This is a genomic window from Streptomyces bikiniensis (assembly GCF_000716625.1).
Classification (GTDB): domain Bacteria; phylum Actinomycetota; class Actinomycetes; order Streptomycetales; family Streptomycetaceae; genus Streptomyces; species Streptomyces bikiniensis.
Genome location: NZ_JNXJ01000078.1, coordinates 1 through 12,922, shown reverse-complemented (window position 1 = coordinate 12,922; position 12,922 = coordinate 1). Strand labels below are relative to the sequence as shown.

At 73.3% G+C, this 12,922-nt stretch carries 10 protein-coding genes and 1 pseudogene; 9 read left to right on the top strand and 2 right to left on the bottom strand.

Annotated features, from left to right (window positions below; genetic code table 11):
* Positions 1 to 104: 104 nt before the first annotated feature.
* Positions 105 to 1,529 (bottom strand): cytosine permease, encoded by a 1,425-nt coding sequence (locus OO47_RS32310; RefSeq protein ID WP_030223177.1) that lies wholly within the window; start codon positions 1,527 to 1,529, stop codon positions 105 to 107.
* Between the two features lie 146 nt (positions 1,530 to 1,675).
* On the opposite strand from OO47_RS32310, the gene ureA reads away from it, so the two are divergent.
* The 8 genes from ureA (at position 1,676) to OO47_RS32270 (ending at position 11,763) form a co-directional block, all read left to right on the top strand.
* Positions 1,676 to 2,380: an urease subunit gamma gene (ureA, locus tag OO47_RS32305; protein WP_030223174.1), complete on the top strand. Its 705-nt coding sequence runs from the start codon at positions 1,676 to 1,678 to the stop codon at positions 2,378 to 2,380.
* Positions 2,380 to 4,062, top strand: a complete 1,683-nt coding sequence (locus tag OO47_RS32300) for an urease subunit alpha (RefSeq protein ID WP_030223171.1) — start codon at positions 2,380 to 2,382, stop codon at positions 4,060 to 4,062. The genes ureA and OO47_RS32300 overlap by 1 nt, the downstream gene beginning before the upstream one ends.
* Before the next feature lie 12 nt (positions 4,063 to 4,074).
* Complete coding sequence (locus OO47_RS32295) at positions 4,075 to 5,091, top strand: agmatine deiminase family protein (protein WP_030223169.1); 1,017 nt, start codon at positions 4,075 to 4,077, stop codon at positions 5,089 to 5,091.
* Positions 5,092 to 5,216: 125 nt separating this feature from the next.
* On the top strand, positions 5,217 to 5,762 hold the full coding sequence (locus tag OO47_RS32290) for a TetR/AcrR family transcriptional regulator (RefSeq protein ID WP_234323380.1): 546 nt from the start codon (positions 5,217 to 5,219) through the stop codon (positions 5,760 to 5,762).
* A 75-nt stretch (positions 5,763 to 5,837) separates the two neighbouring features.
* Positions 5,838 to 7,169 (top strand): MFS transporter, encoded by a 1,332-nt coding sequence (locus tag OO47_RS32285; RefSeq protein ID WP_030223165.1) that lies wholly within the window; start codon positions 5,838 to 5,840, stop codon positions 7,167 to 7,169.
* Positions 7,170 to 7,451: 282 nt separating this feature from the next.
* The gene (cimA, locus tag OO47_RS32280) at positions 7,452 to 9,068 is read left to right on the top strand and encodes a citramalate synthase (RefSeq protein WP_030223162.1); all 1,617 of its coding nucleotides are present in this window, start codon (positions 7,452 to 7,454) and stop codon (positions 9,066 to 9,068) included.
* 79 nt (positions 9,069 to 9,147) lie between these two features.
* The gene (locus OO47_RS37515) at positions 9,148 to 10,497 is read left to right on the top strand and encodes a hypothetical protein (RefSeq protein ID WP_030223159.1); all 1,350 of its coding nucleotides are present in this window, start codon (positions 9,148 to 9,150) and stop codon (positions 10,495 to 10,497) included.
* A gap of 108 nt (positions 10,498 to 10,605) precedes the next feature.
* Positions 10,606 to 11,763: an EstA family serine hydrolase gene (locus OO47_RS32270; protein ID WP_030223156.1), complete on the top strand. Its 1,158-nt coding sequence runs from the start codon at positions 10,606 to 10,608 to the stop codon at positions 11,761 to 11,763.
* Positions 11,764 to 11,866: 103 nt separating this feature from the next.
* On the opposite strand, the gene OO47_RS32265 is transcribed toward OO47_RS32270, so the two are convergent.
* The gene (locus OO47_RS32265; RefSeq protein WP_030223153.1) at positions 11,867 to 12,478 is read right to left on the bottom strand and encodes a YceI family protein; all 612 of its coding nucleotides are present in this window, start codon (positions 12,476 to 12,478) and stop codon (positions 11,867 to 11,869) included.
* Positions 12,479 to 12,730: 252 nt separating this feature from the next.
* On the opposite strand from OO47_RS32265, the pseudogene OO47_RS32260 reads away from it, so the two are divergent.
* Positions 12,731 to 12,922: pseudogene (locus tag OO47_RS32260) on the top strand (hypothetical protein); the annotation flags it as partial.

Below are 12,922 nucleotides of genomic sequence, written 5' to 3'. Positions count from 1 at the left end.
GGGTCGCCCCGATACTGGATGTATCGGGGTGATCCCGACAACGCGGCGAGCGTGCGTGCCGGGCGCCGCCGGGCAGGCGGGACTTTCGACACACGCCCTGGCCCCTACGGCTCCATCCGCAGCGGGGTCTCCGAGGCCGTCACGGTCCCGGAGGCCCCGTGCGGCGTCAGTGCGGCGTACAGTGCGCCGCCCGCGATCCCCGAGAGCACGAAGCTGCAGTCGATCCCGCCCGTCAGGGCGAGCAGCGGCCCCTCGTAGAGCGGCGTCGACACCGCGGCCAGGCCGACCGCCGCGCCGATCGCCCAGGAGGCGGTGGCGCGCGGGTGCCAGCCCGCCGAGAACCAGTAGGCCCCGCCGCGCGAGCGCCGGTTGTAGACCTGGAGCGCCTCGGGATCGTAGACGCCCCCGCAGCGCGCGTGCCCGATGAGGGCGATCACCGCCCACGGGGTGCCGATCGCGGTGAGCAGCAGCACGAACGAGGTCATCGCCGTCTGCGCGTCCGAGGCGAAGTGGCCGAGGAGGACGAAGGCCGTGGCCGCCGCCGCGACCACGAGGGTGGCGCGCGCCCGGGTGGCCCGGGGCAGGATCGCGTCCAGGTCGAGCCCCATGGAGTACAGCATCAGACCGGCGTTGCCGACGGTGCCGGCCGTGGCCGCGACGAGCAGCGGCACCAGGTACCAGCCGGGCGAGGCGGCGACGAGCGGACCGGCGTAGTCGAGCGCCCCCCGGGCGGCGAGCGCCGTGTACGTGCCGAAGAGCTGCGGGACGAGCAGTCCCACGACCAGGCCCAGACAGGTCGCCCGCCACACGGTCCGGGCGCTGTGCCGCTCGGGGGAGACGTACCGCGTGTAGTCGCCGAGCAGGGTGATGAAGGCGACCGGCCCGCTGAGCCCCGCCGCCACCGCCGAGAGCAGCCAGGTCGGCCAGAAGGAGCCCAGGAGGTACGGGGTGTCCGGCACCGCCGCCGTCGTGAAGTCCCCGGCGTACGCGACCAGGCCGACGGCGAGGAGCGCGGTCATGCCGACCGCGAGCGCCCTGCTCAGCCGCAGCAGCAGTCGGTAGCCGTACACCGCACCGACCGCGGTGCAGGCGGCGAGCAGCGCGTAGACGACGGCGTGGGCGGCGCCGTTCGCGGGCAGGCCGGTCAGCCGGGCGAGGACCCCCACCACGACGTCGCCGCCGATCCAGAGGGTCAGGGCGGTGTAGCCGAGCGAGAGCAGCAGCCCCACCACCGAGCCGACGAGCCGGCCGCGGACGCCGAAGAAGGCGCCGGAGGAGGTGGAGAGGTTGGTCGCGGTGCGCAGGGAGATCAGCGCGAGCGGGGCGGTGACCGCGACGCCGACGAGGGTGCCGGTCACGACGGAGGTCACCGAGGCCCACAGGCCCAGGCCGAAGGAGACGGGGAGCCAGCCGAAGACGATCACCCCCAGGCAGAGGTTGGAACCGAGCAGGATCGAGACGAGGTCGCGGGGGCCGCTGGTGCGTTCGGCCTCGGGGACGGTGTCGACTCCGCGCTGTTCTGTCGGCATGGCGCCTCCTGGAGAGCTGGGAGAGGGGGCTGAGCGGACGATTTTGGAGTGGCGCTCAATGTGACGTGTGCCTGTACTTCGCGTCAATCCTTGGAACCCTGCTTCTCGACATTTAGAGTGATGCTCAAACAGGAGGTGTTTGGGACGTGCGACTGACTCCCACGGAACGCGACCGGCTGCTGCTCTTCAGCGCCGCCGAACTCGCCCGGGCCCGCCGGGCCCGCGGACTGCGGCTCAACGTGCCCGAGGCGACCGCGCTCGTCGCGGACACGGTCTGCGAGGCCGCCCGCGACGGCAAGCGACTCGCCGAGGCGATCGAGGCCGCCCGCTCCGTCCTCGGCCCCGACGACGTCCTGCCCGGCGTCGCCGACGTCGTCACCGAGGTGCACGTCGAGGCCGTCTTCGACGACGGCTCCCGCCTCGCGGTCGTCTCCGACCCGATCGGCGGGGGAGGCCTCGGCCCGGACGCGCCCGGCGCGCTGCGCCCCGGCCCCGGCCACCCGGAGACCGAACCCGCGCTCACCCTCCGCGTACGGAACACCGCGACCGTCCCCGTCAGCGTCACCTCCCACTTCCACTTCTTCGAGGTCAACCCGCGCCTGGACTTCGACCGGGCCGCCGCCTACGGCATGCGGCTCGCCATCCCGGCCGGCGCCTCCTTCCGCTTCGACCCGGGCGGCGAGGCCGAGGTCGGCCTCGTGCCCGTCGGCGGCGCCCGCGTCGCCATCGGCTTCGCGGGCCTGGTCGACGGCCCGCTGGACGCCCCCGGCGCCAAGGAGGAGGCCCTGCGCCGCGCGGCGGCCTGCGGCTACCTGGGGACCGGGGACCACGGCAAGGACGGAGAGAACTGATGGACCCGTACGAGTACGCCTCCGTGCACGGCCCCCGCGCCGGCGACCGCGTCGTCCTCGGCGACTCCGGCCTCGTCGTCCGGGTCGAGTCCGACTCCCAGAAGCCGGGCGACGAGTTCCTGGCGGGCTTCGGCAAGACCGCCCGCGACGGACTCCACCTCAAGGCCGCCGCCGTCCGCGAGACCTGCGACGTCGTCATCAGCAACGTCCTGGTCATCGACGCCGTCCAGGGCATCCGCAAGGTGTCGATCGGCATCCGCGAGGGCCGCATCCACGCGATCGGCCGGGCCGGCAACCCCGACACCCTCGACGGCGTCGACGTCGTCGTCGGCACCGGAACCTCGATCGTCTCCGGCGAGGGCCTGATCGCCACCGCCGGAGCCGTCGACACCCACGTCCACCTCCTCTCGCCCCGGATCATGGAGGCGTCCCTGGCCTCCGGCGTCACCACGGTCATCGGCCAGGAGTTCGGCCCCGTCTGGGGCGTCGGCGTCAATTCGCCCTGGGCCCTCAAACACGCCTTCAACGCCTTCGACGCCTGGCCCGTCAACATCGGCTTCCTCGCCCGCGGCTCCTCCTCCGACGGCGCGCCCCTGGTCGAGGCCCTGGCCGAGGGCGGCGCGTCCGGCTTCAAGGTCCACGAGGACATGGGCGCCCACACCCGCGCCCTCGACACCGCCCTGCGGGTCGCCGAGGAGCACGACGTGCAGGTCGCCCTGCACAGCGACGGCCTCAACGAGTGCCTGTCGGTCGAGGACACCCTGCGCGTCCTGGAGGGGCGTACGATCCACGCCTTCCACATCGAGGGCTGCGGCGGCGGGCACGTCCCCAACGTCCTGAAGATGGCGGGCGTGCCGAACGTCATCGGCTCCTCCACCAATCCCACCCTGCCCTTCGGCCGCGACGCGGTCGCCGAGCACTACGGGATGATCGTCTCCGTCCACGACCTGAAGACCGACCTCCCCGGCGACGCCGCCATGGCGCGCGACCGGATCCGGGCCGGGACGATGGGCGCGGAGGACGTCCTGCACGACCTCGGCGCGATCGGGATCACCTCCTCCGACGCGCAGGGGATGGGAAGGGCCGGCGAGACCGTACGCCGGACCTTCGCCATGGCCGGGAAGATGAAGGCCGAGCTGGGCCCCCTGGAGGGCGACGGCGCGCACGACGACAACGCGCGCGTGCTCCGTTACATGGCCAAGCTGACCATCAACCCGGCGATCGCCCACGGCCTCGCGCACGAGATCGGCTCGATCGAGGCCGGCAAGCTCGCGGACATCGTGCTGTGGCGGCCCGAGTTCTTCGGCGCCAAGCCGCAGCTCGTCCTGAAGGCGGGCTTCCCCGCGTACGGGGTCGTGGGCGATCCGAACGCCGCCACCGACACCTGCGAACCCCTCGTCCTCGGCCCGCAGTTCGGCGCCCACGGCGCCACCGCCGCCGACATCTCCGTGGCGTTCGTCGCCCAGGCCGCCGTCGACCTCGGCGCCGACCGCATGCCGACCCGCCGCCGGCGCGTCGCCGTGCGCGGCACCCGCGGCATCGGCCCGGCCGACCTGCGGCTCAACTCCCGCGTCGGCGACGTCCAGGTCGACGACCGGACCGGCCTCGTCTCGCTCGACGGCTCCCCGATCCGCTCCGAGGCGGTCGAGTCCGTCTCCCTCAACCGCCTCTACTTCCTCTAGGACCCGCTGACCATGACGTACCGCATGCCCGCCGAGTGGATGCCCCACGAGCGCACCTGGATGGCCTGGCCCGGCCCGAACCCCACCTTCACCGACGACGAGGAGCTGGCCGCCGCCCGCGCCGCCTGGGCCTCGGTGGCCCGCGCCGTCCGCCGCTTCGAACCGGTCACGATGGTCGTGCCCCCCGGCGACGCGGAGGGCGCCCGCGCGCTCCTCGGCGAGGACGTCGACCTCGTCGAGCGCGACCTCGACGACGCCTGGATGCGGGACATCGGCCCGACCTTCGTCACGGACGGCCGCGAACTGGCCGCCGTGGACTGGGTGTTCAACGGCTGGGGCGCCCAGGACTGGGCCCGCTGGGAGCACGACTCCACGATCGCCCGCCACGTCGCGGACGCCGCGGGCGTCCCCGTGCTCTCCTCCCCCCTCGTCAACGAGGGCGGCGCGATCCACGTCGACGGCGAGGGCACGGTCCTCCTCACGGACACCGTCCAGCTCGGCTCCGGCCGCAACCCCGAGTGGACCCGTGAGCAGGTCGAGGCCGAGATCCACGCCAAGCTGGGCACCACGAAGGCGATCTGGCTCCCGCACGGCCTCACCGCCGACTACGGCATGTACGGCACCCAGGGCCACGTCGACATCGTCGCCGCCTTCGCCCGCCCCGGCACGGTCCTCGTCCACAGCCAGCGGGACCCCGCCCACCCCGACTACGAGCGCTCCCGGATGCACGCGAGCATCCTGCGCGCCGCCACCGACGCCCGGGGCCGCCCCCTGGAGGTCATCGAGATCCCGGCCCCCACCGCCCTCAAGGACGAGGAGGGCGACTGGGTCGACTACTCCTACATCAACCACTACCTCTGCAACGGCGCCGTGATCCTCTGCGCCTTCGACGACCCCCACGACGAACTCGCCGCCGAGATCTTCCGCCGCCTCTTCCCCGACCGCGAGGTCGTCCTGACCGACGCCCGCACGATCTTCGCGGCCGGCGGCGGCATCCACTGCATCACCCAGCAGCAGCCGAAGGTCTGACGGCCGGACCTCCCGGGCCCGTCATCGGGTAGAACGTACGAGTGAGTCAGAGCAGCAGCCCCCCGCCCCACCCCCGCCGCCGCAACCAGGCCGCGCCTCCCCGCGAGGAGGTGCTCGCCGCCGCCATGGGGACCATCGCCGAGCGTGGGCTCGACGGGCTCACCATGGCCGGGCTCGGGCGGCAGGTCGGGATGAGCAGCGGGCACCTGCTGTACTACTTCCGCACCAAGGACGAGCTGCTGCTCCAGACCCTGGAGTGGAGCGAGGGGCGGCTCGGGGCCCGGCGCGGCGCCCTGCTCTCCCGGCCCGGGACCGCCCGCGAGCGGCTCGACGGGTACGTGGAGGTGTACGTGCCCGAGGGGCCGCGCGACCCGCACTGGACGCTCTGGCTGGAGGTCTGGAACCGCTCGCAGAACGCCGACGGCGACGCCCGCGCCCGGCAGGCCGCCATCGAGGGCGCCTGGCACCGGGACCTGGTCGCGATCCTGGCCGAGGGCGTCTCGCGCGGCGAGTTCCGGCCGGTCGACCCGGACCGGTTCGCCACCCGGACGCGCGCCCTGCTCGACGGCTTCAGCGTGCACGTCGCCGTCGGGCTCCCGGGCACGGGCAGGGAGCAAGTCCTGGAGCACGTGAGGGAGTTCGTCGAGCAGGAGCTGCTCGCGCGACCGTAACGCACGCAAGTACACAGGATCGTTGCCCCGCGCACCCTTGTTGGCCGGGCCGTCGCTCCGGCACGGTTCCTGCCCATGGGACGAGAGCACTGGAAGAAGATCTGGGTCGGTTCCGCCGGCAACATGGTCGAGTGGTTCGACTGGTTCGTGTACGCGAGCTTCGCCACCTACTTCGCGGGGGCGTTCTTCCCCGAGGGCAACGACACCGCCAAACTCATGAACACCGCCGGCATCTTCGCCGTCGGCTTCTTCATGCGCCCGGTCGGCGGCTGGCTCCTCGGCCGCGTCGGCGACCGCAAGGGCCGCAAGGCGGCCCTCACCCTCACCGTCACCCTGATGTCCGCCTCCGCCGTCCTCATCGCCGTCGCCCCCACCTACGCCGTCGCCGGGTACGGCGGCGCCGCCGTCCTCCTGGTCGCCCGCCTCCTCCAGGGCCTCTCCGTCGGCGGCGAGTACGCGGCCAGCGCCACCTACCTCACCGAGGCCTCCGCCCCCGAACACCGCGGCTTCGCCTCCAGCTTCCAGTACGTGTCGATGACCGCGGGGCAGGTCCTCGGCCTCGGCCTGCTCCTGGTCCTCCAGCAGACCCTGTCCGACGCGGCCCTGCACTCCTGGGGCTGGCGGATCCCCTTCGTCGTCGGCGCCCTCGGCGCGGCCGTCGTCTTCTACCTGCGCCGCACCATGCTGGAGACCGAGGTGTACGAGGAGTCCGCGGGCGACGGCGTCGAGCAGGGGCAGCAGGGCACCCTCAGGGCCCTGTGGGCGCACCGCCGCGAGGCCTTCCTCGTCGTCGCGCTCACCATGGGCGGGACCGTGGCGTACTACACGTACACCACCTACCTCACCAAGTACCTCTCGAACTCCGCCGGGCTCCCCAAGCAGACCGCCACCCTGGTCTCCTTCTGCGCCCTGATCGTCTTCGCCTGCCTCCAGCCGCTCGCCGGCCGGCTCTCCGACCGGATCGGGCGCCGCCCCCTCCTCATCACCTTCGCGGTCGGCTCCACCCTCCTCACCGTGCCGATCATGGCGATGCTCAAGCACGCGGGCTCCTTCTGGCCGGCCCTCGGCCTCTCCCTCCTCGCGCTCCTCGTCGTCACCGGCTACACCTCCATCAACGCCTGCGTGAAGGCGGAGCTCTTCCCCACCGGCGTCCGCGCCCTCGGCGTCGCCCTCCCGTACGCCGTCGCCAACGCCCTCTTCGGCGGCACCGCCGAGTACGTGGCCCTCTGGTTCAAGAACGCCGGGATCGAGTCGGGCTTCTCCTGGTACGTGGCCGGCTGCGCGGCCGTCTCCCTGGTCGTCTACCTCACGATGCGCGAGACCCGCGACATCGACCTCGGCCGGGTGGGGAAGGGCGGCGACGGCGCCGCGACCGGGCGGAAACCGGACACCCTGCCCGTATCGTGAGACCACCGCCCCACCGGGCGGTCACCTGTGCCAGACTTCCGGCGTGCCTGCTACCACGATGATTATCGGCAGCGGCGCGCCGGTCCGTAGTGACCGCTGAGGCGTGGAACGACCCCCACGCAGGCGGACACCGTGCCCCAGACCCGCGCGCAGACCTCTCGCACCCGCGAGGGGTTTTTTCGTTTTCCGGCCCCACCCACGCCGGAGAAGGACGCGGCGCGAGAATGGGGGCAAGTGGAGCCAGACATTCCGGAGCCACATCCGACAGGAGCCATGACAGCCATGACCACGGAGAACGCCGAGGCCTCACCCCTCGACGACAGTTTCCACGTCTTCGACACGACGCTGCGCGACGGGGCGCAGCGCGAGGGCATCAACCTCACCGTCGCGGACAAGCTGACCATCGCCCGGCACCTCGACGACTTCGGCGTCGGCTTCATCGAGGGCGGCTGGCCCGGCGCCAACCCGCGCGACACGGAGTTCTTCGCCCGTGCCCGCCAGGAGATCGCGTTCAGGAACGCGCGGCTCGTCGCCTTCGGCGCCACCCGCAGGGCCGGCGGCACCGCCGCCGAGGACCCGCAGGTCAAGGCCCTCCTCGACTCCGGCGCCCCGGTCGTCACCCTGGTCGCCAAGTCGCACGACCGGCACGTCGAGCTGGCCCTGCGCACCACCCTCGAAGAGAACCTGGAGATGGTCCGCGACACCGTCTCCCACCTGCGCGAGCAGGGCCGCCGCGTCTTCGTCGACTGCGAGCACTTCTTCGACGGCTACAAGGCCAACCCGGACTACGCCAAGGCCGTCGTCCGCGCCGCCCACGAGGCCGGCGCCGACGTCGTCGTCCTCTGCGACACCAACGGCGGCATGCTCCCCGCCCAGGTCCAGGCCGTCGTCGCCACCGTCCTCGCCGACACCGGCGCCCGGCTCGGCATCCACGCCCAGGACGACACCGGCTGCGCCGTCGCCAATACCCTCGCCGCCGTCGACGCGGGCGCCACCCACGTCCAGTGCACCGCCAACGGCTACGGCGAGCGGGTCGGCAACGCCAACCTCTTCCCCGTCGTCGCGGCCCTGGAGCTCAAGTACGACAAGCGCGTGCTGCCCCCGGGCGCCCTCGCCGAGACGACCCGGATCTCGCACGCCATCGCCGAGGTCGTCAACCTCACCCCCTCCACCCACCAGCCGTACGTGGGCGTCTCCGCCTTCGCCCACAAGGCCGGACTGCACGCCTCCGCGATCAAGGTCGACCCCGACCTCTACCAGCACATCGACCCCGAGCTGGTCGGCAACACCATGCGGATGCTGGTCTCCGACATGGCCGGCCGCGCCTCCATCGAGCTCAAGGGCAAGGAGCTCGGCGTCGACCTGGGCGGCGACCGGGCCCTGGTCTCCCGGGTCGTGGAGCGGGTCAAGGAGCGCGAGCTCCAGGGCTACACGTACGAGGCCGCCGACGCCTCCTTCGAGCTGCTGCTCCGCGAGGAGGCCGAGGGCCGGGCCCGCCGCTACTTCCGTACGGAGTCCTGGCGGGCGATCGTCGAGGACCGCCCCGACGGCACCCACGCCAACGAGGCCACCGTGAAGCTCTGGGCCAAGGGCGAGCGGATCGTCGCCACCGCCGAGGGCAACGGCCCGGTCAACGCGCTCGACCGGGCGATCCGGGTCGGTCTGGAGCGGATCTACCCGCAGCTCGCCAAGTTCGAGCTGACCGACTACAAGGTCCGCATCCTGGAGGGCCGCCACGGCACCGAGTCCACCACCCGGGTCCTGGTCACCACCACCGACGGCAACGCCGAGTGGTCCACGGTCGGCGTCGGCGAGAACGTCATCGCCGCCTCCTGGCAGGCCCTGGAGGACGCCTTCACCTACGGCCTGCTGAGGGCGGGGGTCGACCCCGCCGAGTAGCCGCCTTCGGTGTCTCGTGCCCTTTTGGTTCCCTTGGTCTTCTATGTTCTGTTCGGCGCCGTTCGGGTAGCGTCGACGTATGAGGACCAGGCCGCTCGCCCGCCCCGCGGTTCTCGGCGGGTTGATACTGCTGCTGCTCCTGGTCCTGGCGCCCACCGCGGGCGCCGGGGCCACGGGCGTGTCCGACGCGGCCGCCGCCCTGCGCCAGGGCCCGGTCTACGTCGACCCCGGCGCCGCCGACCAGCTCTCGAAGGCCGACGCGGACGCCCTCGCGCGGAAGATCGAGGACGCGGACAAGCCGCTCTTCGTGGCCGTGCTGCCCGCGAACGCGCAGTTCCCGCCGCAGGGGCTCATCGACGACCTGCGGGCCCGGACCGGCGCCACCGGCCTGTACGCCGTACGGCTCGGCGACCGGTTCGACGCCGGGGTGGACCCCTCCGTGATGTCCCCGGCCGCCGTCCGGAACCTCGCCGCCTCCGTCCGGGCGCCGGACGTGGACGCGGCCACCGAGCTGAACGCCTTCGTGGACCGGGCCCTGCCCGCCCTGCGCGGCTCCGCCCCCTCCTCCTGGGGCTCCGCCGGCTCCGACTCCGGAGTGCCGGTCGCCGGGCTCGCCGTCCTCGGCGGCGTCGTCGTCGCGGCCGGCGCGGGCGGCTACGCGGTCGTCCGCCGCAACCGGCTCCGCAAGGAGGCCGAGGAGCGGGCCGCCCTGGAGAAGCTCCGGGTCGTCGTCGACGAGGACATCACCGCCTTCGGCGAGGAACTCGACCGCCTCGACTTCCACCCCGCCGAGCCCGGCGCCGACGACGCCATGCGCGGCGACTACGAACGCGCCCTCGACTCCTACGACCGGGCCAAGTCCCTCATGGGCTCCGCCGCCCGCCCGCACGACGTGCGCGGGGTGACCGAGGCCCTGGAGGACGGCCGCTTCTCCCTCGCCGTCCTGGCCGCCCGCCGCGAGCACCGCCCGCCGCCCGAGCGGCGCGCCCCCTGCTTCTTCGACCCGCGCCACGGCCCCTCCACCGGGGACCGCGTCTGGACCCCGGCCGGCGGGACCGCCCGCGAGGTCCCGGTCTGCGCCGCCGACGCGGCCCGCCTGGACGACGGCCGCGACCCGCTCGCCCGCACGGTCGACACCGACTCCGGCCGCCGCCCCTACTGGGAGGCGGGGCCCGCCTACGGCCCCTGGGCCGGCGGCTACTTCGGCGGCGGCCTGCTCCCCGGCCTCCTCATGGGCACCGTCCTCGGCTCCATGCTCTCCACCCCGGCCTACGCCTCCGAGTACGGCGGCGGCGACTTCCAGGGCGGGGACTTCTCCTCGGGCGACTTCTCCTCGGGCGACTTCGGAGGCGGCTTCGACGGAGGCGGTTTCGGCGGCGGCGGGGACTTCGGCGGAGGCGGCGGCTTCGACGGCGGAGGCGGCTTCTGACCCGGCCCCGGTCCGGCCCCCCTGCTCCACCGACTCCGTTGTCAGTGGCGGCCGTTAGCGTCGGAAGGGACGACCGGCACGACCACGGCACGCAGGGGAAGAGGCGCGATGAGCGACGTCCACGTCCACGGCACGGTGGAGCACGGCTTCGAGTCCGTACGGGAGGTGTTCGCGGAGATCGCCGCGCGCGAGGCGCGGGACGGCGGCGCGCAGCTCGCCGTCCACCACCGCGGCCGCCTCGTCGTCGACCTCTGGGGCGGTGACGGCGTCGACGGGGACTCCCTGCTCGCCCTCTACTCCTCCTCCAAGGGAGCCATGGCCCTGGTCGTCGCCCTCCTCGTCCAGGACGGCGCCCTGGACCTCGACCGCACGGTCGCCTCCTGGTGGCCCGAGTTCGCCGCCGAGGGCAAGGGGGAGACCACCCTGCGGCAGCTGCTCGCCCACCGCGCCGGGGTGATCGGCGCGGACGGCGACCTCACCCTGGAGGAGCTGGCCGACGACCGCAGGACCGCCGCCCGCCTCGCGGGCCGGCGCCCCTTCTGGGAGCCGGGCACCGCGCACGGCTACCACGCCCTCGTCATCGGCGCCCTGGTCGGCGAGGTGGTCCTGCGGGCCACCGGCCGGACGGTCCAGGAGCTGTTCGAGGAGCGGGTCCGCGCCCCGTACGCCCTCGACTACCACCTGGGCCTGCCCGAGGAGCTCGAATCCCGCTTCCGCCCGGCCCTGCCGCTGGTCCCCACCCCCGAGGAGCGGGCGTTCCTCGACGCGAACCCGATCGCGCCCGACAGCCTGGCGGCCGTCGCCTTCAACCTCCGCGCCGATCCGCCGCTGGACATGGTCGCGTACGGCAACAGCCGCGCCGTGCACGCCCGGGCGCCGCTCTCCGGCGGCGGCGTCGGCTCCGCCCGGGGCCTGTCCCGGATGTACGCGGCGGTCGCGGGCGAGCTGGACGGCCGGCCCCCGCTCCTCGCCCCCGGCACCCTCGCCGAGTTCGCCCGGGTCCACTCCGAGGGCACCGACCTCGTCACGGGCTCGCGGAACGCCTTCGGACTCGGCTTCGTCCCGCTCGCCACCCGCTACCCGTCGCTGAGCCCCGGAGCCGTCGGCCACAGCGGCGCCCCCGGCTCCCAGGCCTTCGCCGACCCGGCCACCGGCCTCGCCTACAGCTACGCCCGCCGCCGCTTCGCCTTCCTGGGAGGTCCGGGCGCGCCGGAGAACGACCGGCTGGTCCCGGCGGTGGTGGAGGCGGCGGCGAAGGCGGCCTGACGACCGCCGGGCCCGCCCCGGAAACGCCGAGCGCCCGCCGTCCACCGTGTTCCGGCGGACGGGCGGGCTCGCTCGTGCGGCCTCGCGGCCGGGGGAGGGGGGATCAGGCGGCGTTCTTGATCGCGGAGATGTCGAAGGTCAGCCTGACCTTGTCGCTGACCATGACGCCCCCGGTCTCCAGGGCCGCGTTCCAGGTCAGGCCCCACTCGGAGCGCAGGATCTCGGCGGAGCCCTCGAAGCCGACGCGCTCGTTGCCGTAGACGTCCGTCGCGCTGCCGTTGAACTCCAGGTCGATGGAGAGCGGCCGGGTGACGTCCTTGATGGTCAGGTCGCCGGTGATCCGGTACGTGTCGCCGCCCAGCTGTTCGGCCCGCGTGGAGCGGAAGGACATCAGCGGGAACCGCTCGGCGTCGAAGAAGTCGCCGCTGCGCAGGTGGTTGTCGCGGTCGGCGATGCCGGTGTCGACGGAGGCGATCTTCACGTCGATCGAGGCGGTGGAGGCGCCCGGGTCCGTCCCGTCCAGCTTCAGCGTGCCCTCGTGCTCGGCGAAGGTGCCGCGGACGTTGGTGACCATGGCGTGGCGGACGGTGAAGCCGATGCTGCTGTGGGCGGGGTCGACGGTGTAGTCGCCGGTCAGGGCGGCCAGGGCCGGGTCCACCGGGAGGGTGGCGACGGCGGTGGCGGACTCGGTGTTCTTGCGGCCGAAGAGACCCATGACTGCTCCTTGCTCGGGATTGGTTGAACCTTCAACGAGAACGACTGTAGCCCCCTTAAGTTCAATATTCAACATCTCCGGGGGATGTTCACCCGGAAGCCCCCGGAAAGCGCCGAAGCCCCCTTTCGGACGCGCGTAGAACTGCGGCACCATCTCCCTGCGCCGTACGGCACAACCGGCGCCGTGCGCGCCCTCCGCACCACCTGCACCGCCGTCCCCACCCCTCACGGTCACCAGCAGGAGGAACCCCCGATGAAGCTCCGCTCCGTCCTGACCGTCCTCGCCCTCGTCCTCGGCGCCCTCTTCGCGCCCGGCGTCGGCGTCCTCGCCTCCGCCGGCGAGGCGCACGCGGTCACCAAGATCAGCCACGCCACCGCGACCTCGATGTTCCGGTCCTCCGGGATCACCTGGTCCTCGTCCGGCGGCTGCTCCGACCGCAACGTC